General features: G+C 66.3%; 21 protein-coding genes. 5 read left to right on the top strand and 16 right to left on the bottom strand.

Going from position 1 to position 19,429, the window contains the following annotated elements; all coding sequences use genetic code 11:
* The first annotated feature begins 133 nt into the window (after nucleotides 1-133).
* On the top strand, nucleotides 134-940 hold the full coding sequence (locus ACZ5KP_RS13070) for a class I SAM-dependent methyltransferase (protein WP_460918206.1): 807 nt from the start codon (nucleotides 134-136) through the stop codon (nucleotides 938-940).
* Nucleotides 941-1,062: 122 nt separating this feature from the next.
* Nucleotides 1,063-2,328, top strand: a complete 1,266-nt coding sequence (locus tag ACZ5KP_RS13065; RefSeq protein WP_460918204.1) for a MinD/ParA family ATP-binding protein — start codon at nucleotides 1,063-1,065, stop codon at nucleotides 2,326-2,328.
* Nucleotides 2,329-2,535: 207 nt separating this feature from the next.
* Here the strand turns inward: ACZ5KP_RS13065 and ACZ5KP_RS13060 are convergent, their stop codons facing one another.
* The 15 genes from ACZ5KP_RS13060 to panB all read right to left on the bottom strand — a co-directional run bounded on the left by ACZ5KP_RS13060 (nucleotide 2,536) and on the right by panB (nucleotide 16,166).
* On the bottom strand, nucleotides 2,536-3,183 hold the full coding sequence (locus ACZ5KP_RS13060) for a DUF7095 family protein (RefSeq protein ID WP_460918201.1): 648 nt from the start codon (nucleotides 3,181-3,183) through the stop codon (nucleotides 2,536-2,538).
* An 83-nt stretch (nucleotides 3,184-3,266) separates the two neighbouring features.
* Nucleotides 3,267-5,009: an archaellar assembly protein FlaJ gene (flaJ, locus tag ACZ5KP_RS13055; RefSeq protein WP_460918199.1), complete on the bottom strand. Its 1,743-nt coding sequence runs from the start codon at nucleotides 5,007-5,009 to the stop codon at nucleotides 3,267-3,269.
* A 58-nt stretch (nucleotides 5,010-5,067) separates the two neighbouring features.
* Nucleotides 5,068-6,735, bottom strand: a complete 1,668-nt coding sequence (locus ACZ5KP_RS13050) for a type II/IV secretion system ATPase subunit (RefSeq protein WP_460918197.1) — start codon at nucleotides 6,733-6,735, stop codon at nucleotides 5,068-5,070.
* Between the two features lies 1 nt (nucleotide 6,736).
* The gene (gene arlH, locus ACZ5KP_RS13045; protein ID WP_460918195.1) at nucleotides 6,737-7,495 is read right to left on the bottom strand and encodes an archaellum protein ArlH; all 759 of its coding nucleotides are present in this window, start codon (nucleotides 7,493-7,495) and stop codon (nucleotides 6,737-6,739) included.
* A complete protein-coding gene (gene arlG, locus ACZ5KP_RS13040; protein WP_460918193.1) occupies nucleotides 7,492-7,956 on the bottom strand; it encodes an archaellum stator protein ArlG in 465 nt (154 codons plus the stop codon). The genes arlH and arlG overlap by 4 nt, the downstream gene beginning before the upstream one ends.
* A gap of 92 nt (nucleotides 7,957-8,048) precedes the next feature.
* Nucleotides 8,049-8,492 (bottom strand): archaellum stator protein ArlF, encoded by a 444-nt coding sequence (arlF, locus tag ACZ5KP_RS13035; RefSeq protein WP_460918191.1) that lies wholly within the window; start codon nucleotides 8,490-8,492, stop codon nucleotides 8,049-8,051.
* On the bottom strand, nucleotides 8,482-10,098 hold the full coding sequence (locus ACZ5KP_RS13030; RefSeq protein ID WP_460918189.1) for a FlaD/FlaE family flagellar protein: 1,617 nt from the start codon (nucleotides 10,096-10,098) through the stop codon (nucleotides 8,482-8,484). The genes arlF and ACZ5KP_RS13030 overlap by 11 nt, the downstream gene beginning before the upstream one ends.
* 366 nt (nucleotides 10,099-10,464) lie before the next feature.
* Nucleotides 10,465-11,094, bottom strand: coding sequence for a DUF7500 family protein (locus ACZ5KP_RS13025; protein WP_460918187.1), 630 nt, complete (start codon nucleotides 11,092-11,094; stop codon nucleotides 10,465-10,467).
* Nucleotides 11,095-11,272: 178 nt separating this feature from the next.
* Nucleotides 11,273-11,932 carry an archaellin/type IV pilin N-terminal domain-containing protein gene (locus tag ACZ5KP_RS13020; RefSeq protein ID WP_460918184.1) on the bottom strand — a complete coding sequence of 220 codons (660 nt, stop codon included), beginning with the start codon at nucleotides 11,930-11,932 and terminating at the stop codon, nucleotides 11,273-11,275.
* Complete coding sequence (locus ACZ5KP_RS13015; protein ID WP_460918182.1) at nucleotides 11,932-12,555, bottom strand: archaellin/type IV pilin N-terminal domain-containing protein; 624 nt, start codon at nucleotides 12,553-12,555, stop codon at nucleotides 11,932-11,934. The genes ACZ5KP_RS13020 and ACZ5KP_RS13015 overlap by 1 nt, the downstream gene beginning before the upstream one ends.
* A 298-nt stretch (nucleotides 12,556-12,853) precedes the next feature.
* Nucleotides 12,854-13,132, bottom strand: coding sequence for a DUF7521 family protein (locus ACZ5KP_RS13010; protein ID WP_460918180.1), 279 nt, complete (start codon nucleotides 13,130-13,132; stop codon nucleotides 12,854-12,856).
* A gap of 105 nt (nucleotides 13,133-13,237) precedes the next feature.
* Nucleotides 13,238-13,573, bottom strand: coding sequence for an ArsR/SmtB family transcription factor (locus ACZ5KP_RS13005; protein WP_460918177.1), 336 nt, complete (start codon nucleotides 13,571-13,573; stop codon nucleotides 13,238-13,240).
* A gap of 354 nt (nucleotides 13,574-13,927) precedes the next feature.
* Nucleotides 13,928-14,500, bottom strand: a complete 573-nt coding sequence (locus tag ACZ5KP_RS13000) for a DUF8054 family protein (RefSeq protein ID WP_460918175.1) — start codon at nucleotides 14,498-14,500, stop codon at nucleotides 13,928-13,930.
* Nucleotides 14,497-15,276, bottom strand: a complete 780-nt coding sequence (locus ACZ5KP_RS12995) for a nucleotide-binding protein (protein ID WP_460918172.1) — start codon at nucleotides 15,274-15,276, stop codon at nucleotides 14,497-14,499. The genes ACZ5KP_RS13000 and ACZ5KP_RS12995 overlap by 4 nt, the downstream gene beginning before the upstream one ends.
* A gap of 119 nt (nucleotides 15,277-15,395) precedes the next feature.
* A complete protein-coding gene (gene panB, locus ACZ5KP_RS12990; RefSeq protein WP_464761902.1) occupies nucleotides 15,396-16,166 on the bottom strand; it encodes a 3-methyl-2-oxobutanoate hydroxymethyltransferase in 771 nt (256 codons plus the stop codon).
* Nucleotides 16,167-16,330: 164 nt separating this feature from the next.
* Here panB and hemL point away from each other — a divergent pair, with 164 nt between their 5' ends.
* The 3 genes from hemL (at nucleotide 16,331) to ACZ5KP_RS12975 (ending at nucleotide 18,784) form a co-directional block, all read left to right on the top strand.
* The gene (gene hemL, locus ACZ5KP_RS12985) at nucleotides 16,331-17,608 is read left to right on the top strand and encodes a glutamate-1-semialdehyde 2,1-aminomutase (protein ID WP_460918167.1); all 1,278 of its coding nucleotides are present in this window, start codon (nucleotides 16,331-16,333) and stop codon (nucleotides 17,606-17,608) included.
* Between the two features lie 4 nt (nucleotides 17,609-17,612).
* Nucleotides 17,613-18,086 carry a GIY-YIG nuclease family protein gene (locus ACZ5KP_RS12980; RefSeq protein WP_460918165.1) on the top strand — a complete coding sequence of 158 codons (474 nt, stop codon included), beginning with the start codon at nucleotides 17,613-17,615 and terminating at the stop codon, nucleotides 18,084-18,086.
* Between the two features lie 92 nt (nucleotides 18,087-18,178).
* Nucleotides 18,179-18,784: a metal-dependent hydrolase gene (locus ACZ5KP_RS12975; RefSeq protein ID WP_460918162.1), complete on the top strand. Its 606-nt coding sequence runs from the start codon at nucleotides 18,179-18,181 to the stop codon at nucleotides 18,782-18,784.
* A 36-nt stretch (nucleotides 18,785-18,820) separates the two neighbouring features.
* Here ACZ5KP_RS12975 and ACZ5KP_RS12970 read toward each other — a convergent pair whose 3' ends face one another.
* Nucleotides 18,821-19,339: an HPP family protein gene (locus tag ACZ5KP_RS12970; protein WP_460918160.1), complete on the bottom strand. Its 519-nt coding sequence runs from the start codon at nucleotides 19,337-19,339 to the stop codon at nucleotides 18,821-18,823.
* Between the last annotated feature and the right edge of the window lie 90 nt (nucleotides 19,340-19,429).

Genomic DNA, 19,429 nt, shown 5'->3' with positions numbered 1-19,429 from the left:
AGGTAGCGGCGACAGATAGCGGGCGTCAGATAGCACTCGGGCCACGGCCGACCAGGTCCGCCGCACGATACAATCCGGACGAGCCGCTCGTGACAGCGAGGCGCTTTTGACAGCGGCTCCCGACCACTCGTCCGTGCGCGAGTTCTCCGCGGAGTACCTCACGAGCACGCGACGCGGGATGTGGGCGGACTCCCGCGAGGCGCTCGCTGGACTGCGACTCGCAGAGCGCGAGCGCGTGCTCGACGTGGGCTGTGGAACGGGGGAGCTCACGCGAGTGCTCGCCGAAGAGACGGGGGGATCCGTCTACGGGCTCGACGCCGATCCCGAACTGCTGGCGGCCGGGCAGGCCGAAAACTGGGAGCCACTCGCCGGGAACGCACTCGGGCTTCCGTTCGCCGAGGACGCCGTCGACCTCGTCGTCTGTCAGGCGTTGTTGATCAATCTCCCCGATCCGGCCGCAGCAGTCGAGGAGTTCGCACGCGTCGCCAGCGACGCCGTCGCTGCGATCGAGCCCGACAACGCCGACGTCACGGTGGAGTCGACGGTCGAGCAGGAGGCGGCGCTGGCAGCCGAAGCGCGATCAGCCTACCGTCGCGGCGTCCGGACCGACGTTTCTCTGGGTGGCGCCGGGACGCGGGAGGCGTTCAGCGACGCCGGGCTGACCGACGTGCACACCGTCCGATACGATCACGTTCGGACGATCGAGCCGCCCTACGACGAGGACGATCTCGAGGCAGTCCGTCGGACGGCGAGCGGTGAGGGAATCGCCGGCGACCGCGACACGTTGCTTGCTGGCGGGATCACGCGAACGGCCTACGACGATCTCCGCGAACGCTGGCGATCCGTCGGACGGGAAGCCGTCGCGCAGGTCCGCGAGGAGACCTACCGGCGGCGCGAAGTCGTTCCGTTCTACGTCACGGTCGGGACCGTTTCGGCGTGATCCCACTGGCCAGCCAGGCGATCCTGCGCCGTGGAGGCTACTACCGTCGAGACGGGCAGTCGCGCCGACCCATCAACGTACTGAAGCAACGGTTATGGCGTGGCAGTCGGTAGCTCGATACAATGAGCACCGTCATCGCCGTCGTGGGCACTATCGCCGGCGCAGGCACCACGACGGTCGCGACGTCGCTCGGGACTGCTCTGGGCGAGCAGCGCCGCCGGGTAGCACTCGTCGACGCGACGGAGGAGGGCTCGCGGATCCAGGACTCGATCGACGTCGGCGGTGACGGCGAGGTGATCGACGCACTCCGGCGCGGGACGTCCCTCGCCGACGTACAGGCGAGTGGACCACACGACGTCGCAGTCTTCCCGGCGGATTCGGAGACGAGCTGGGGCGCCGTCCGGCCCGACGCCGTCGACACGTTCTACGAGGAGCTCCGGGAGCGCTTCGAGTTCGTCGTCGTCGACTGTGGCTGCTCACTGTCGCTCGCGCGGACCGCGTGGCTCGGACACGCCGACGAGGCGGTGATCGTCACCGATCCCGACGTCGCGAGCGCGGTCGCCGAACCCGAAACGCTGGCGAGCGCGTTCGACGTTCCGGTTCGCGGGGTGCTCGCCAACCGCGTCCCACACAAGGAGGTCGACGACGCCCTCGACGCGCTGGCGGCCGTCGACGCACCGGTGCTGGGCGTGCTGCCCGAGGATCCGACCGTCGACGCCGCTGCAGCCGCGGGGACGTCCGTGCTCCGCGCGGAGCCCGATAGCCCCATCGCGACCTGCGTCTGGAAGCTCGCGCTCCGGATCCGGGAGACCGATCACGAGGAGCCGGTGGTTCCACCCGGAACGGTCCCGCCTGGGACCGGTCGGGACGACGGGTCGGATAGTGACGGCGACGACGGTTCGCCAACTACACCAAACCGTGAGGATGACAGCGAACCTCCCGATACCGGACCGGAGGACACCAGCGACGAAGACGCCGGAACCACGGACGACGGCGGCGAGGATGCGCCAGCGCAAGCGGAGCGAGAGGGGACGAATCCCTCCGGCGACGAACCGATCGCTGCGCCAGCATCGACCGAGAACGGGTTCGAGACCGCCGACCCGCAGCCCGTCGATCCACCGGAGACCGAGGGCACGGGCACTGCGGAACCGATCGAGGACGCGTCCGAGGACGCAGGCGACGGCACAGCTGACGGCGCGGGCGACGGCTCAGTTGCTGCCGCGGGCGGCAACGCAGCCGACGACGAGTCCGCCGAGCTCTCCGACGACGAGATCGAGGCGGTGTTCCAGGAGACGATGCAGCGAGTGCAGGAACAGCGCGATCGGGCAAACGACGGCGAGAGAGCCGACGAGAGGGACAGCGTGAGCGACGGCGAGAGCGACGGGTAGTGCTCGATTGCGGCGGACGCACGGCTGCAAATCCGCCGGACGACGCCTGTAACAGAACGAAAGGCGATCGAGGCAAAGGGCTGGGGCAGAGGACCGTGCAGAGGGGTCGGAGCGGGAACCGAAACAATGGATCGAAGCAGAGGACCGAAGCTGAGGACCGAAGCTGCGGATCGAACGGCGTTCGGGACGGGGCTCGAAGTGCGGTCGCTACACCACATCACCGCGAACCGTCGCACCCTCCTGTTCCTCGCGCCAGGAGTGGACTGACTGCGCTGCCTGCTCGGCCGCGTCGGCGTCGAGTCCCAGCTGTTCGAGCGCGTCCGAGAGCGGTGGGAACGGGAGCGCGGACTCGCGGAGCTTCTCGAAGGCCGTCTCGCTCCTGACGCCCTCGGCCCAGAGGCAGACGCCGCGCGGGTCGAGCACCTGCTCGTAGGCCTCGCGTGCGGCGGCGCCACGGAGCCGCTGGGTGACGTTGTCCTCGAAGCCGGTGTTACAGACCTCCAGGTGGATCGGCTCGTCGTCTTCGAGGAGGTGGGCGGCGAGACAGCGTTCCGGTGCGGCGTAGCCGTTGGGGTTCGAGCGGAGGAACTCGGGATGCTCTGTGGCCCAGTCCGCGCGGACGGTCGAGCCGATGCCCTCGACGCCGGTGGTCGCAGCGACCTCCGAGCCGTCGACCTCGCTGTCGTCCTCGAGGAGGACGTCCTTCGTCAGATAGACGTCGAGGCGATCGACGGGGTCGACGCCGAGCGCGAGGTCGCCGTAGACCCACACCTCGCGAACGGGGACAGGCATGCGCTCGGTCGCTACGGCGTCGACGAGGCGCTCGACGCGATCGACGGCCGCGTCTCTCTCCATAGGTAACCGTCAGGGAGCGCTCGTGCAAAACGTCCGCGCATCGGAGCGATCGGGCAACTGATCCGCGTCGGCAGCCGGGAGCACTATCCGACGGTCAGGAAGACGCCGATCATGACACGGGTGAACCAGCCGACGGTCGCACCGATCCAGGTCAGGAACACGAAGTGCATGTAGGCGTTGGCGCTGTTGCCGCCGTCGGCCGCCCGGATCATCAGCGAGGAGATGAGCGCGTTCAGCAACACGAGCATCAACAGGAAGTACTCGATCAGGACGACGTTGTAGATGTCCGGGTAGATGATGCTCCCGACGGCCATGTTGTCGGGCGTCTGGATGCCGGCGGACATCTCCGTCAGGACGTTGACGACCTCGAGCCCGATGAAGAAGGCGAAGGACGCCGCTGCCGTGATACCGTAGAGCAGCCCGATGAAGGTGACCGTCGACTGCGCCCGCTGCTCGCGCAGCTGGAGCACCTCGCTCAGGTTCTTCGAGATCAGTTCGCCCAGCACCTTCGGATCGCCGCCCATCTCGCGACCGACGACGTACATCTCGCTGAACTTCTGTATGAGGTAGGAGTGGGACTCCGCCGCGAAGTAGTCCCAGGCCCAGAGCGTGTCGATCCGGATGTTGAGCCGCTTGTAGAGATTGTCGATGGCCTCCGAGAGCGCACCGAAGTTGCGGGTCCGCAGCGTCGAGAGTACGTTCGAGGTCGTGGACTGCTTGACGCTCTCGCTGGCGCCCAGCGCCCGGATGAAGCTCGCGAACTCCTGGTCCCGGCCGCGGATGCGCTGTTCTTCCTGCCGGATCACGATCCCCGGAATGAGCAACGGCGTGATCGGGATCGCGATGTAGAAGGGGAGCGGGATCGACTCGTGGAGCCCCGGCGGGAGCGGCGGGATGCCGAGCGCGGAGAAGATCGCGACGACGGAGATCAGGAAGACCAGCGCGACGGCGATCACGACGCTCGCAGTGGCGCGGAGATCGTAGGGCAGACGCTTGTCGCTGTCCTGGTACCAGACCGGGTCGTTGGGCGTCATCACCCGGACGGCGTAGAGGAACCCCAGCTGGACCATCAGGAACATGATGATGACCGCGGCGACCATCACCATCGGGTTCGAGCCGGTGAGGATCGGCAGGACGACCGCGAACACGAGCGCGAACGTCATCGAGAGGATCATCGAGAGGTAGAGGTCCTTCAGCACCTCGAGGTTGTCCAGGCTGGACTGGTAGTGGGTGACGTAGTTCCGGATGATCATGTCCTGTTCGGCAAGCAGGAAGTCGCCAAGCTCCTGTCCGGCGTTGAGGGTGTAGGCCAGCCGTTCGAGGAAGTCGCCCAGGGCCTCGTTCGGGACCTGCCGAGCGCGCATCCGGCAGGCGTCGTCGAGGCTCTGATTCCAGGTGTCGACGAGTTCGACGATGCGTCGCATCTCGTCGGCGAGCGGCCCGTACTCGTCCTCGTTGGCCAGCTTCCGGAAGACGACGACCCGGTCGATGTTGGTCGTCGCGAGGATCGTCATGTGCGTGACGAACAGGTGGAGTCGGTCCCCGATCGCGGCCTTCGCCCGGTTCTGGGCGAGCTTTGGGTAGATGACCGCCGCGACGACGCCGAGGAATCCCAGTGCGGGAATCGGCAGACGGAGCACCAGCGGCAGGGGCACCTGCAGCGTCGCGACCAGCGTGAAGACGAAGAAGGACGCCGCTGGCGCGACGACCAGCAGGAGATACCGCTCCATCGGCATCTCCATCTCCTCGTAGGAGTCGACGATCGCACGCGCTCCCAGCAGTAGATTGCCACGGACCGCGCCGGAGCTGGAGCCAGCCGTCGACACGGCTACGAGCACCCCGTTCGAACCGGTCGATCCCCCACGAATGCACCCGGCATGGATATCACGTGGTTCGGGCCATGTCGAAGGGGAGCCCCTCGATCCCGTCGCGCTGGAAGTCGGCGATCGCCTCGTTGACCTCGTGGTAGCCCAGGACGTTCTCCTCGATCATCCGTCGGATGAGGTCGGCGCGGAACTGGAGCTCGTCGTAGATCTCCCGCGTGTCTTCGTAGCCGAGCAGCGTCGCGATCTGCTCTTCGAGCACGAAGGAGTTGTTCATCCCCTGGAAGACGATCTCGTCCTGTGCGGGATCCCAGTAGAAGGACTGGCGGGTGACGACGCCGTCCATCTCCTTCGAGTATCCCTCGATCTCCTGGACGGAGGTCACGCGACGGAGCACGTCGTCGCCCTGCTTGACGCGGTTCTGGAACAGCGCGACGTCGGCGTTGTCCATGAACGTCTCCGGGACGTTGATCGGGTCCCCAGTGAACCGCTGGATCATCGACACGATGTCACTCGCGTGGAAGGTGAGCATGACCGGGTGGCCCGTCTGGGCGGCCTGGAACGCCATGCGACCCTCCTCGCCACGAACCTCGCCCACGATGATGTAATCCGGGCGAGATCGCAGCGCCGCCGCGACGAGGTCGAACATGTCGACGTCCGAGCCCTCGTTCCCGCCTTCCCGCGTGAGAAGCTGCTGCCAGGTGTCGTGTGGCGGCAGCACCTCTGCGGTGTCCTCCGCGGTGTAGATCTTCGAGTCCTGGGGGATGAACGACATGATGGAGTTGAGCGTCGTCGTCTTCCCCGATGCCGTCTCCCCGACGACGAACACCGTCTGCTCGTTCTCCAGACAGAGCCAGAGGTAGGCCGCCAGCTCCGGGGAGAGCGTCCCCCACTTCGTGATCTGGAGCACCGACAGCGGCACTTCCTCGCCCTGCCGAATCGTCAGGCTGGAGCCCTGGATCGAGACGTCGTCGGAGTAGATGATGTTGATACGCGAGCCGTCGGGCAGCGTCGAGTCGACGATCGGATCGGAGTCGCTGAGGGGGTCGCCGATCCGTTCACCCATGTTGCGCAGCCAGTTGTCGAACTCCTCGTTGGAGCCCCACTCGACGGTGGTCTCGAGCATCCCGAACGTGTCGTGATCGACGAAACACTGCTGGGGGCCGATCACGTGAATGTCCTCGTTCGCGGGGTCGCGCATGACCGGTTCGAGCGGCCCGAATCCGACGATGTCACGGGTCAGCTGGTAGCGGATGTTCTCGTAGGTCTGCCGGTCGACGGTCTTTGGCCCGCCGCTGATCCGATCGAGGAGCTGATCGACCGTCCCGACCTCCCGCCCCTCGATCGCTACCGTCTCGGCGAGCAGTTCGTCGATGCGCTGGTCGTACTCCTCCTCGGTCTCCGGCGCGGGCTTCGAGGCGCTGCGCTCGAGGAGTCGTCGCCGGACGTCGTTGTAGAGCCCGACCTCCGTGTCGTCGAGCGTCGGCTCGATCGCGTAGTACTTGGTGTCGCGACCGAGGTCGCCGTAGACGTGACAGTAGATCGGTCCGCCGACGGGGTAGAGGACGTTCGGCCGGTGGGTCTCGTACTCGCCGGTCGGCTCCTCGATGAGCTCGGGGAACTCACCGGTGATGCGTTTGAACTCCTTGAGGTGCTGGGCGAGGTGGGGCCGTCGCCCGGCGACCTTCCGAAGCTCGGGCGTGATCTGCTTCGTTCCGTGGTCCGCCATGTTAGGCCACGCTCCTGCTCTCGATGACGATTCCGATGCCCGATCGGACGGAGTAGCCGACCGAGTCACCGACCTGTTCGCCCATACCCGTGAACCGCTTCACTGCGATGTTGCGGCGCACGTCGTTGCCGACCTCGATCATCTGGAGTTCGAGGTAGACGTCGGCGATCGAGCGGAACGGACCCATCGCCTCCTCGTCGACGGCCGTCGGGTCCACGGTGAGGACGACGATCTTCCCCCTCGCGACGATGTCCCGGAAGAAGGAGATGATCTCCAGTGCCGCCTGTCGCTCGTCGCCCTGCCGGACGAGGTGTTCGAACTTCGGATCGTTCCGCAGGATCGCGTCGAACGTGTCGAGGATGATCACGTCCGATTGCCACATCGTGTCCGCCTCCATCAGCCGCTTGAGGAGTTCCATGCGATCGCCCTCCTCGGAATCGCCACCGCGGAGCGTGTCCGTCGAGTCGATGTCGCCGTGGAGGAAGAGCAGTCGCTCGTCCAGGAGGTGATCCTCGACGCCGTAGTCCAGGGAGTGCATCTGGTCGATGAACCCCTTGACCGTCAGCTCCGTCGAGAGGAAGGTCGCCGTGTGCCCCTCCTCACAGATGCCGTAGGTGAACCGCTGGCTCAGCGCGGACTTCCCGGCGCCGTACTGGCCCTCCATGATGACGATGCTTCCGCGAGGGATCCCGCCACCGAGCTCGCTGTTGAGCCGGTCGCGATCGTCGAGCCCGAGGGAGACGAGGTTGCGTCCACTCATACGCGGAACCGTAACACCTCCTCGTCGCCGTTCGCCGAGAGCTGGACGCGGTGATCGCCCGCGTCGAGCGTCCGGTCGATCTCGACGCGGATCACCGTACCGGTCACCCAGCTCTGTGGGTCGCCCTCCAGTGAGGTGACGTTGAGATCGCCGCCCGCGACGTACCGGCCGTCGACGAGCACGTCGATCTGGTCGGCCGTCGCGGCGAGGTTCTCCGATCCGGTGTTCTTCGCCAGCACGGTCACGACGCCGGCCCCGCCGGACTCATTGTAGATCGCACCGCTGCCGGGGTCGGAGATGATCACGAGATCCGTCCGGACCTCCTCGCTGGTCCCGATGCTCCTGTCGGTGACGGAGTTGCTGATCCGATCGACCCCCGTCACGAGCGCGCCGGCGACCGTCGCCGCGACGAGCATACTCGCGATGAAGATGATGAGATGAGAGACGGAGACGCTAGCCATGGGCGATCACCTCCAGCGCTCGTGACCAACCGAGAGCCCGCAAGCCCTCGCCCGGGCTCTGGCCTGCTGCGTCGTGCCGGGCCAGAGCGGAACTACGCACTGGCAGTCACCCCCGTCTCGGTCGCCGCAACGCCGGTGCCAGCCACGACCTTGACCCGGTCGGGCTGACTGGCCCGATCCACAGTCAGGACGAGCTGTTCGCCCGGGAGTAACAAAGCCGTCTCGGCGTCGCCGTCCACGCTCGTCGTCACGTTCCCCTGGTAGTCGCCGTCGACCAGTAGCGACAGCTCTTCGATCGTCAGTACGGCCGATCCCGTGTTGTTTACGCGGACGGTGAGTTCGGAGCCGATCTCGTCGTAGCTCACGTTCGCGATCCCGACGTCGGAGTTCGTCTGCAGTAGCTGCCTGTCCGACTGCTCCTGTTGGGCTTCGCTGACGCGTTCGTAACCGTTGTTCACCGCGCTGAAAGCGAAGCTGAACGCGATCAGCCCGCCGATGAGGATGATGGCGGTCGCGCCGCTGACGCTAAATCCCATCCGTTCCCACCTCCCCAGTCGCGAGCTCGGTCACGTACTGAAGACTCCTGAGATGGTCCTGGAGATCGAGCGCTTCGGGCGGCTCGTCGACGGCCTGGACGTTCGCGTCGCCGTCGATCCGTCCCAGTCCCTCGAGGTAGCCCAGCAGCTCCTCGCGCACGTCGTCGGTCAGCCACTCGATAGACTCGTAGTAGCCGACCGCGTGGGCCGCCGTCTGGCAATCCGCAGCCGAAACGAGCCAGTCGAGCCACTCGAGTACGACGGCGTCGGCCGCGTACCCGTCGGGGAGCGTCTCGAGGTACGGCTTCGCCAGCTCGCCGGCCGAGAGGTCCGGCGCGGCTGCCCCGTCGGTCGGGAGGAGGATCTTGTCGAAGCGGAACTCGTCGGCAGTGTTGCCCGTCGGAAGGTCGGCGGTCGGATCGTCGACGAACCCCTCCCGGAACTGGCGGAGTCGTGCACCGACTGCCTCCGTTCGAGGATCGACGAGCTCCCGGGCTGGCTCGCCGGACGCTTCGGCCTGCGCACCGGGCTCTCCGGCAGGCTCCTGAGGCTCCTCGGCTGGGCTCGCGGCTGGTGCCGAGACAGCCGCTTCACCGGTCCCGTCGACGTCTGTGGCATCGGCAGTGGCGTCAGCGTTCCCCTCGACGTCGGGATCTGAATCGGGATCGACTGCCGGCGGATCGCCGACGCCGCGGTGGATGCCCTCGGGGACGGCGTCGGCCGCCATATCGTGGTCGTCGCCGTCGCTCGTACTGTCGGCTGCGCCGTCCGCCACGTCCTCACCCGTCTCGCCAGACGGTTCTGTTCCATCGGACGAGTCAGCTCCGTCAGAGATCGTCGTTCCGTCGAACGCTTCGAGCGCTTCGTCGATCGCATCGTGAACCGCTACCTCGACAGTGCCCTCGACGGCGGACGCGACAGCGGAGTCGACAGCTTCGTCGAGCCTCGATTCGATCCGCGACTCGATCCGCTCTTCGAACTCCTCGGGGCGTCCGATTGCGCCGGATTGCTCGCGGTCGACCTGCTCTCCTGCAAGCGCGATGCCCCCGAGCAGTGCGACGAGCTGTCGCACGTCCTCGCCGACGGTTTCGACGTCCACCTGGAGGGAGGTCGTGGCACTCGCGAGCTCGGCAATCGTCGCATCGAGCTGGACGTGATCGGATTCGAGCGCACCGATCCTGGCCTCGAGTTCGTCGATCCGGTCCGGATCGATCCGGTCTGACTGTTCGGGACCGGAGTCGGCGTGCCCGGGGGCCGCCTGCTCGGAGTCCGATTCCGTCTGATTGCCCGGCCCGTCACCGCCAAATGGCGGAGCCGATTCCTCGTCGGATTCGGTGACTGCGTCGAGGAGCGCTGCACCGTGGTCCGCGTCGGTATCGTCGCCGAAGACGATCGGGTCGTCTTCGGCCCAGGGGCTGTCGCCGATGGGTGCGTCGTCGGCGCCGCCGTCAGTGAGTGGTCGGCCGTCGTCGCCATCCGGTGTCGCGGGAGTATCGCGAGCGGCTGCTTCGGTCTGCCGTTCGCGATCCTCGTCCGGTTCGCCACCCAGTCGTGAGAGCACGGAGCCGACCAGTCCGAGACCGCCGCTCTGTGGCTCGTCCTCCATCGTCACCGCCCCCAATTATCGCTCATTTTAATGATCGTATTCTCGTCTGTTAGCTGTAGATTCGCGCTGAATTGCTACCGCGTGAAGTCGTGGACAGTTGTACAACAGGAGATCTTAAAGGTCTTATTGCCGTACGTGCGAACGGCCGAAACCCCGGAACGACATTCCATCAGCGATCGAAGATATTCCCCGATTATTGCAAAAGAGAATTATGCCGACACGTTAAAGTGACCGCCGACGTTTCGAAGCGGTTCGTCGGCTGAGGAAGGCTCAACGCCGTTCGGACTGACCGGATCGGCCGAACTGGTCGAAGAATGGCAGCGCTCGGAAGGACTCCGTCCGAATCGGTGGCGGGCAGACTGTGAGCTACTCGGTTCGCGGAGGGAACACGATCCCGCCGTCGTCGCGGACGGTCTCGAGGAGGTCGGCGATGGAATCGTCCGTCGAGAGCCCCTGGTCCATCACGAACTGCTCGAGCGCTTTGACCGGGAACTGGACGGGGACGCTCGCGTCGGAGAGGAGGATGCCGAGGACCGCACCGGGCGGGAGATCCCCGTCGACGGTCCGCGCGTACCACAGCAGGAGGTTGTTGAACGTCATCGTGACGTCGTCGGAGTGGATCGTGTGGTGGTCGATCGCGGAGCCGGCTTTCAGAGAGAGGTGGTAGCCATAGGCCGACGGCGATTCGCTCAGCTGCCCCTCGTGCCAGTCCTGGATCGCGGTTCGGTCGATGGAGCCAGTCTCCGCCCCATCGGCGGCGGAGTCCGACGCACTCGTTTCGGCGCTCGTCGCTGCGACCGATTCCTCGCGCGCCGAGGACTCGACCGCGGCGCCATCGACGGAGAGCTCCGTGGGAACGTTGGGATCGGTCCCGTCCGGCGAGACGACGAATCGTCCCTCGTCGAGCTGCTCGACGCCATCCTTGTTGGCGAGTTCTAGCTCCTGCGGTGAGAGGACCTTCCCTTCCTCGTCGGTGGGGTCCCCATCTGGTGCCATAACTGCAGTAGCCAGTCTGAGCATATAGGCTTACGGGCAAGTACGGTAGGGTTCGTGCGGCCATCAGGATCGGTTCGACCGATCCCTTCATCCGCTAATCAGCGTACCACGGCAACGATCGTACCGTCCGTAGCCGTTGCTGGGGTGGATCAGAAACGTGGAAAAGGAAAAGCTGCAGTTAGACCGTAACCGTGTCGTTGGCGGATTCTCCGGCCAGCGAGTCGGGCACCTGCACGGTCGCGACGACCTGTGCGCCCGCCTCGGTGGTGAGCGTCATCTCGACCTCTTCACCGGGACTCAGGGTGCTGAGTGCGGTGTTGTCGCCGGTCGTGTTGACGCCGGAGCTACCGTTACCGTTCAGCGAATCGTTGAGGTACACGGTGAGCTGGTACCGGTCGGAGCTGTCGGTCATGACGTTGTCAGACCGGTCCTCGGCCGTGATCGCAGAGGTGTTGAAGACCGCGTCGCTGGGCCTCGTGTCCTCGGCGGCCGTGTGGACGAGGTTCGCGTAGTCCTCGTCGGAGACGTACTGTATCGTCAGTTCTTTCAAGTTCACGTCCTGGGAGCCAGCGGCGGGCGCGACGACGAGACGGAGCTCGTCGAGCGACGAGTTGTCGGCCGCCACCTCGCCGACGGAACCGAGCACGTTGATGTTGTTGGACACCTGCTCTGTACTCTCCGTACCGGTGTTCTCCGCCTGCGTCTGGAGGAACCCGGCCGTGTTAATGAGGACGCCCGCGGCGATGGCGGCGACCAGCACCATCGCGATGAACACGATGAGGGTGCCGATTCCCACCTGACCGCGCTCGTCATCATCGGGGGTGAGTAGGTCGATCATCAGAGGCTCACCGTGTCCCCAGTGGATTCACCAGCGAGCGAATCTGGCATCTGGATGGTTGCCACGACCTGTGCGCCGGCCTCGGTCGTGACTGTCAACTCGGCAGTCTGGCCCGCGGTGAGCGTGCTCAGTGCGGAGTTGTCGCCCGTTCCCGACGCATTGGTGTTCAGCGGGATGACCATCTCGTACCGGTCGGAACTGTCGGTCATGACGTTGTCATCACGGTCTTCAGCCGTGATAGCCACCGTCTTGAAGATCGCATCCCCGCTCTGGGCGGAAGCGTTGTGGATGAGGTTCGCGTAGGTGTCGTCCGCGACGTACTGGATCGTCACCTCTTCGAGATTGATGTCGTCGGAGCCGGCAGCAGGTGCGACGACGAGACGGGTCTCGTTGACCTCGGAGGAAGTCGGACCGACCTGTCCGACCGCGCCGAGGACGTTGATGTTGTTGGATACTTGCTCTGTACTCTCCGTACCGGTGTTCTCTGCTTGCGTCTGGAGAAAGCCGGCCGTGTTAATCAGGACGCCCGCGGCGATCGCAGCGACCAGCACCATCGCGATGAACACGATGAGGGTGCCGATCCCCACCTGACCGCGGTCGTCTTCGTCTGGAATCACATTCATTGGTTGACCAGCCCCGTTTCGAGGGCGTACCTGCAATCGGATGGACGACAGTGTATAAATGCAGTGGCAGTATTTTCTCTGGTGATAACCTGGTCGACCGACCTCGCAAAGAGTATGTTAAGGCTATTGGCCAAACGAAGCCGAAAATCTAGGAAATAGGCCGAGAATACGGTTTTCAGAGCAGCTGCGCGCTATCTGCCAAGTAGGATTGGGCTCGATAACTCGGAGGTGTTGCAGATATCACTGAATAGAATAGTATCCCTGGCATTCTCAATTTCGAAAAAATGACGAAGCAGCATCACTCCGAGATGAGACTCGTGACGATGAACACGAATCCCAGCGTGGTCACGAAGTAGTTGACCGTCAACAGCGACTGAGGGTTCTGGAAGTCGTTCATGAACGCGCTGATCGTCGTCGCCACGGCCGCACCGACGATCAGAGTGAACCCGACCGAAAGGTGGACCATGTGGCGACGTTGCGTCTGGGCGTACGCGCGGACTGCCATTCCGACCATGGTGAGGCCCGCGACAGCCACCGTGCCGCTGAACGCCAGATAGAGGAGTTCGATGAACTTCATTGTGATCCCCGCGTCTGCGGGACTGTCACTGACTGACCCGAAGAGAACCATAAATCCACGCCAGAAATTCTCTGCTGTGATAGTTGCAGCAGACTGCTCCGGCAGCTACCCGCGGAGGTCGCTCCAGACGTCGTTGAGGGCGTTCTTGGCCTCGGTGCGCTCGGTGGTGTCGACGTCGAGATCGCCGTTGCCGAGTTCGACGACGATCTCGTCGACGTTTCGCCGGTAGACTTTCCGCTGGCGTCCCTCGTCGGAGAACTCCTTGCCCTCCTGCTCTAGGAGCCCGAGCTCCTGGAGCTGCTCGACCCGGCGGTAGCTGGTCGCGATCGGGATGTCGAGTTCCTCGCTGAGCTCCTGGGCCGACTTGGGCTCGTAGGTCGTCTGCAGAATCTCGGGATTGTACTTGTTCCCGAGCGTGCTCAACAGTGCCACCGGATCCATGTCCGTGTAGTAGCGGGAAACGCCTCAAATAAGTTATTGCCGGTTTCCAGGCGCTTTGCGGGTCGTTTTTCACGGGAAATAACGGGATTCTCACTGTAGCGAACGGAGCGGGCACGGCCGCGCACGTCGAATTCGATCCCTCGGACGCCGAGAGGCAGGATTCGTAGGAGCGGGCGGGAGGGGACGGTTCGTAGGAGCAGGCGGGAGGGGACGGTTCGTAGGAGCGGGCAGGAAGGGACGGTTCGCAGGAGAGGGAAGAAGCAGCGGCCCGAGGGAGCGGGTGGGACCAGCGGCTCGAAGGAGCGAGCCAGAAGGGTGGCACGGAGGAACTGCCAGAGAGAATCGGCCCGCTGGTCACGCGTCGTCGTCAGCAGCGAGCGGATCGTCCTCGATCGGGTCCGCCAGCGCGTCACCGAGCCCCCACTCCGCGGCCCGCTGTCGTGCCTCGTTCCTGGCCTCTCGGCGGATGGCGTCGACGCGATCCTCGTCGGTGAGGAAGGCCTCGAGCGCGTCGGCGTCGGTCCGCTCGCCGGTGCCGCGGTCTGCCGCGGCCGAACGGGTGCGGTTCGCGAGGTCGACGTCGCGAACGAGCCGATCCGCAGGCAATCCCGGCGGGATCCGGTTCGAAGGATCGTCGGCGAACTGGACCGGTCGATCGCACTCGTAGAGCTCGACGCGGCAGGGGCCGGGCACCGATAGCTCCGCGAGTGCCTCTCGACCGACGCGGCCAGTACCAGTGTGCCGGGCAGCCACCGGAACGCCCGCTTCCAGGGCGAGGACGCCGACGCCCTCGGCGTCCAGGAGCAGCGCGTCCTGGGGCTCGATCGTGGCGTACCCCGTAACTCCGTCCGCGAGGGCGTCGTCGAGCACGTCACCGAGGTCGGCGACGACTCGAGAGTGGACCAGCCGCCCGCCGTGGACCGTCATGGCGGATCCGGCACCACCGCGCTTGCGAACCGATCCGCGACCGCGTCCGCACCGCCGTCTCCCGCATCGACGTCAAGCGCTCGCGCGGCCTCGCGGTACGCCGCTGCGGCAGGGGAGTCCCCCGCGTGCGCGAGAAGTGGCTTCCCGGCCTCCCGGGCGGCGCGGACGGCTTCGGACTCCGGGACGACGCCGAGGACGGGCCCGTCGAAGTACCGGTCGCTCGAATCGGCGACGCGCTCGACGGCGCCCTCGTCGGTGACGCGGTTGAACAGGACACCAGCACCTTCGGTACCGTAGGAGCGGGCGTATTCCCTGACTTTCAGTCCGTCGCTGAGAGCGGGGACGGTCGGCTGGAGGACGGTGATCGTCCGATCCGCGAGTACGATCGGGAGGACCGCGCTCTTCGATCCAAGGGCAGCCGGCGAGTCGAGCAGGAGGACGTCTGTGGCTTCGGCGAGTTCGGCGACGACGTCCCGAAGTCGCTCGGGATGGGCAGCGCGAAAGCCCGCGAGACTGGTTCCACAGGGCACCACGGACATCCCGTGGCGCTCGTATACCGCTTCCTCGACGGGCAGCTCCGGTTCTTCGACGAGGAGATCGTGGAGCGTGGTATCGACGTCGGCGAGGCCTGCGTGGAAGAGCAGGTTCGCCATCCCCGTGTCCGCGTCGACGACGGTGACGTCGTAGTCCTCCGCGAGCGCCATCCCGAGTGCGAGTGCGGAGGTCGTCTTGCCAGTCCCTCCTTTCCCGCTCGCGACGGCGAAGGCCTCGACCATTGGCCACTAGTCGGGAATCTTTCGTCCTAAAACGTTCGGATCGAACCCGCGAGACCAGTAGCCTGGTCGAGGCGCCTGGCGCTACCAACGAGGAGTGGCGAGCCGGCCGATTGGCCACCTCACTCCTCGTCGATCGGATCGAACGCGTTCTCCGCGGCCGGGAAGTCGCCGGTCTCGACGTCCTCCACGTACTGTTCGACGGCCTCGCGGATCTCCGAATCGAGATCGGCGTACTGCCGAGACAGCTTGTAAGACTCGCCGCTCAGTCCGAGCACGTCGTTGATCACGAGCACCTGCCCGTCGACGTACCGGCCTGCGCCGATGCCGATCGTCGGCACGTTCACTGCCTCGGCGACGGCTTTCGCCGCAGCTTCGCTCACCGTCTCGAGGACGATCGAGAACGCGCCCGCGGCTTCGAGCTCCTGGGCAGTCTCCACGAGCGCCTCCGCGCCAGCAGAGACGTCGCGGTCCTTGCCCTGGACGAACGCGCCGCCGATCTCCTTGGTCCGCTGTGGGGTGTAGCCGACGTGGCCCTGGACGGGGATCCCGAGCTCCGTGCAGCGATCGACGATCTCGATCGTCGTCTCGCCGTAGGGAGCGGTCTCGAGCTTCACCGCGTCGGCCCCGGCTTCCTTCATGAACCGTCCGGCGTTCTCGACGGACTCCGCGATCGACGTGCCGTAGGAGAGGAAGGGCATGTCGCCGATCACCATCGCGTCCTCGACCGCGCGGCTCACCGCGGCAGTGTTCGAGAGCGCGTCCTCGAGCGTGACCGGCAAGGTGTCGTCGTACCCCATGTGGTTGTCGCCAGCGCTGTCACCGACGAGGATGGCGTCGACGCCGCCGGCGTCGACCTGCCGTGCGATCGGCGCGTCGTACGCCGTGAGCATCGTGATGGGCTCCCCGGACTCGTAGCGATCCTGGAGGTCCCGAATCGTCGTGCGCGACACGTTCTGAGCAGGGGTTCCCGCTGTGATAAATCTCGCGTCCGTGCTGATCGTCCGAATCGTCCCCTTCCAGAGACGATTTTAGGGACGGGCCCCAACCGCGAGGCATGAATCACGAGCGTTCCCGCGACCTCTACGATCGGGCACTCTCCGTCCTCCCGGGCGGCGTCAACTCCGCCGTCCGCGGCGCCACCGAACCGTACCCCTTCTTCGCGGAGTCGGGGGACGGCGGCCACGTGATCGACGCTGACGGGAACCGGTACGTCGACTGGCTGATGGGGCTCGGGCCGCTGCTTTACGGTCACGACACGCCGGAGCCCGTGAGCGCCGCGATCCAGTCCCACGCGAGCCAGGGGCCGCTCTACGGCATGCCGACGGAGATCGAGGTCGAGCACGCCGAGTTCGTCGCGCGGCACGTCCCGAGCGTCGAGATGCTCCGATTCGTCAATTCGGGCACGGAGGCCACCGTCTCCGCGCTCCGGCTCGCCCGCGGGCACACCGGTCGCGACAAGGTCGTCGTCATGCAGGGCGGCTACCACGGCGCCCAGGAGTCGACGCTCGTCGAGGGCGACGCCGACCACGTCCAGCCCTCCAGCCCCGGGATCCCCGCAAGCTTCGCCCAGCACACGATCCCGGTGCCGTTCAACGATCACGACGCGATCACCGAGGTCTTCGAGGAACGCGGCCACGAGATCGCCGCGGTCCTGGTCGAGCCGATCCTCGCGAACCAGGGGATCGTCACGCCGGTCGAGGACTACCACGAGACCGTCCGCGACCTCACGGAGGACCACGGCGCGCTCCTCATCTGGGACGAGGTCATCACGGGCTTTCGCGTCGGCGGGCTCCAGTGCGCCCAGGGCAAGTACGGGATCGATCCGGATCTCACCACGTTCGGGAAGCTCATTGGCGGCGGGTTCCCCGTCGGCGCGATCGGCGGGCCGGCCGGCATCGTCGAGGGGTTCACGCCCAGCGGCGACGTCTTCCAGGCCGGTACGTTCTCCGGCCACCCCGTCACGATGGCTGCGGGGCTGGAGTCGCTCACCTACGCCGCCGAGAACGACATCCACGAGCACGTCAGCGCGCTCGGCGAGCAGCTCCGGGAGGGACTTCGCGAAATCGTTGCCGAGCGCGCCCCGAGCTACCAGGTCGCCGGCGTCGACGGCATCTTCAAAGTCCACTTCACGCGCGAGGGCGCGGGCGAAGTCAGGAACGCGGCCGACGTGAAGGCAGGGGAGACGGATCGCTGGCGAAGCGTCTTCCGACCGGCGATGGCCGAAGAGGGGATTCTGCTGAGCCAGAACCAGTTCGAATCACAGTTCGTCACGTACGCGCACACGGAGGACGACGTCGAGGAGACGCTGACGGCGTACGAAGCGACGCTGTAGCGCGATGGGCGATCCCGAGCGCTCGCCAGCGACGGCCGACGCTACCCACGGCGGCACCTACTCGCTCCTCGTCGAGCTGCCGGAGCCGACGGCGATCGAGATCGGTGCACTCGGCGAGATCGTCTTCGAAGCCGGACAGTACGCCTACACCGGCAGCGCGTTCGGCCCCGGCGGGTTCGCGAGGATCGACCGACACCGCGAACTCGCCGCCGGCGAGCGAGACGTTCGACACTGGCACGTCGACTACCTGCTCGGACAACCCGATGCGAGAATCGAGTCCGTCTGGATCTCTCCTGGCGCAGACCGCGAGTGTGCGATCGCCGGATCGCTCCCCGGCGACGCGGTGGCGGGCTTCGGCGCGTCGGACTGCGACTGCGAGACGCACCTCGTTGGAGAAGCGGACGGAGCGGCCAGCCCGGGTCGGCTCCGGGACGCGCTCGCGGATCGGCACGACCGACGGCTCGGAGTGGACCGGTAGCCAAACCAAACAGCGGGCGGGCAAGCGCCGAGTGAACGCCTCCCACGGCCTGCGACACCGTTAGGAGGTTCGCGACCCTTCTCACGATACCGATGATGTTGCCGACGCACGTGCTGGCCGGGCTCGCGATCGCGCTCCCCGTCGCGACGATCGCGCCCGACCTCGCGCCGGCGGCGTTCGCCGGTGGCGCAGCCGGCAGCGTCCTTCCGGACCTCGACATCTACGCGGGCCACCGGCGGACGCTTCACTATCCAGTCTACTACCCGATTGCGGCGGTGCTCGCCGGGCTGGGCGCACTGGCCGTCCCGGCGCCGGCGACGGTCGGCGTCGCATTCCTCTTGCTCGCCGCGTCGCTACACTGCCGGATGGACGAGCTGGGCGGCAGCCTCGAGCTACGTCCGTGGGCCGAAAACTCCGACCGCGGCGTCTACGACCACCACAGCGGCGAGTGGCGACCGCCGCGCCGACTGATCCGGTACGACGGCTCCCCCGGCGATCTCGCTGCGACGGGGCTGCTCGCGATCCCGCTCCTGCTCCTGACCGAGACCCCGGTTCGCTGGCTCGTCGTCGCTGCGCTCGTCGTCGGGATCAGCTACGCCGTACTCCGCAAGTGGCTCGCGGACGTCGTCGAGTGGGCCGTCGAATTCGTGCCGAACGTGCTGACGGCGTACCTCCCCGGCCGGTATCGAGGGAGCTGAGCGCCGTAATCCCGGTTCCCGCCGTGGTTCGGGGATTCAGTCCGTAACGCGATCGAGCGCTCCAGCAGCCACGCCCTCCAGAAGCCGGTGGCTCTCCGAGAGGACCGCGACGCTCGCGAGGATGATCGCCGCCTCGACGACCCCCGACAGCAGACCGAGCGAGACGATGAGCGTCGTCGCACACGCCGGCGGATGCGTGGCGTCGGTCGCGAGCATTCCCCAGGTGGTGAGCGTGACCGAGACGACGCCGGCGGCGGCGAGACGAATCGCCGCCGTCGATCCGGGCGACAGTCCACCGGTGACGACGATCCCCTGTGCAAGCAGGAGGTACGCGAGCAGCCCAGCGACGGCCCCGATCGCGTGGCCACCGATCACGCGCCGTCGCGCGACCCGTGGCCCGTGGTGTTCGATCGCGAGCACGTAGGCAGTCGGGCCGAGGCTCGGGAAGATCGCCGGCTGCCCGGTGGCGACTGCGAGCACGCCGACGATCCCGAACAGCAGTCCGGCGTGGAGGCCCGCGACGACCGTCGGACCACGTGGCGTTGAAAGTGACATCTGGAAACTCCGAGATCAGTAAAAGACGTCGCGTGATCGCGCCGTCGAACAGAACAGGCGACTCAGTTCGGAGCGGACTGGAACGGCCAG

The organism is Salinarchaeum chitinilyticum (assembly GCF_055390775.1).
Note: the sequence above shows the minus strand (reverse complement) of the source record. Positions and strands in the feature narration are given on the sequence as shown.

Excerpts from the sequence above, each read along its gene's own strand:
- ACZ5KP_RS13065 (WP_460918204.1), top strand. The coding sequence starts at position 1,063 with ATGAGCACCGTCATCGCCGTCGTGGGCACTATCGCCGGCGCAGGCACC.
- ACZ5KP_RS13060 (WP_460918201.1), bottom strand. The coding sequence starts at position 3,183 with ATGGAGAGAGACGCGGCCGTCGATCGCGTCGAGCGCCTCGTCGACGCC.
- ACZ5KP_RS13050 (WP_460918197.1), bottom strand. The coding sequence starts at position 6,735 with ATGGCGGACCACGGAACGAAGCAGATCACGCCCGAGCTTCGGAAGGTC.
- arlH (WP_460918195.1), bottom strand. The coding sequence starts at position 7,495 with ATGAGTGGACGCAACCTCGTCTCCCTCGGGCTCGACGATCGCGACCGG.
- arlG (WP_460918193.1), bottom strand. The coding sequence starts at position 7,956 with ATGGCTAGCGTCTCCGTCTCTCATCTCATCATCTTCATCGCGAGTATG.
- arlF (WP_460918191.1), bottom strand. The coding sequence starts at position 8,492 with ATGGGATTTAGCGTCAGCGGCGCGACCGCCATCATCCTCATCGGCGGG.
- ACZ5KP_RS13030 (WP_460918189.1), bottom strand. The coding sequence starts at position 10,098 with ATGGAGGACGAGCCACAGAGCGGCGGTCTCGGACTGGTCGGCTCCGTG.
- ACZ5KP_RS13025 (WP_460918187.1), bottom strand. The coding sequence starts at position 11,094 with ATGGCACCAGATGGGGACCCCACCGACGAGGAAGGGAAGGTCCTCTCA.
- ACZ5KP_RS13020 (WP_460918184.1), bottom strand. The coding sequence starts at position 11,932 with ATGATCGACCTACTCACCCCCGATGATGACGAGCGCGGTCAGGTGGGA.
- ACZ5KP_RS13015 (WP_460918182.1), bottom strand. The coding sequence starts at position 12,555 with ATGAATGTGATTCCAGACGAAGACGACCGCGGTCAGGTGGGGATCGGC.
- ACZ5KP_RS13010 (WP_460918180.1), bottom strand. The coding sequence starts at position 13,132 with ATGAAGTTCATCGAACTCCTCTATCTGGCGTTCAGCGGCACGGTGGCT.
- ACZ5KP_RS13005 (WP_460918177.1), bottom strand. The coding sequence starts at position 13,573 with ATGGATCCGGTGGCACTGTTGAGCACGCTCGGGAACAAGTACAATCCC.
- ACZ5KP_RS13000 (WP_460918175.1), bottom strand. The coding sequence starts at position 14,500 with ATGACGGTCCACGGCGGGCGGCTGGTCCACTCTCGAGTCGTCGCCGAC.
- ACZ5KP_RS12995 (WP_460918172.1), bottom strand. The coding sequence starts at position 15,276 with ATGGTCGAGGCCTTCGCCGTCGCGAGCGGGAAAGGAGGGACTGGCAAG.
- panB (WP_464761902.1), bottom strand. The coding sequence starts at position 16,166 with ATGCTCACGGCGTACGACGCGCCGATCGCACGGCAGGTCGACGCCGGC.
- hemL (WP_460918167.1), top strand. The coding sequence starts at position 16,331 with ATGAATCACGAGCGTTCCCGCGACCTCTACGATCGGGCACTCTCCGTC.
- ACZ5KP_RS12980 (WP_460918165.1), top strand. The coding sequence starts at position 17,613 with ATGGGCGATCCCGAGCGCTCGCCAGCGACGGCCGACGCTACCCACGGC.
- ACZ5KP_RS12975 (WP_460918162.1), top strand. The coding sequence starts at position 18,179 with ATGATGTTGCCGACGCACGTGCTGGCCGGGCTCGCGATCGCGCTCCCC.
- ACZ5KP_RS12970 (WP_460918160.1), bottom strand. The coding sequence starts at position 19,339 with ATGTCACTTTCAACGCCACGTGGTCCGACGGTCGTCGCGGGCCTCCAC.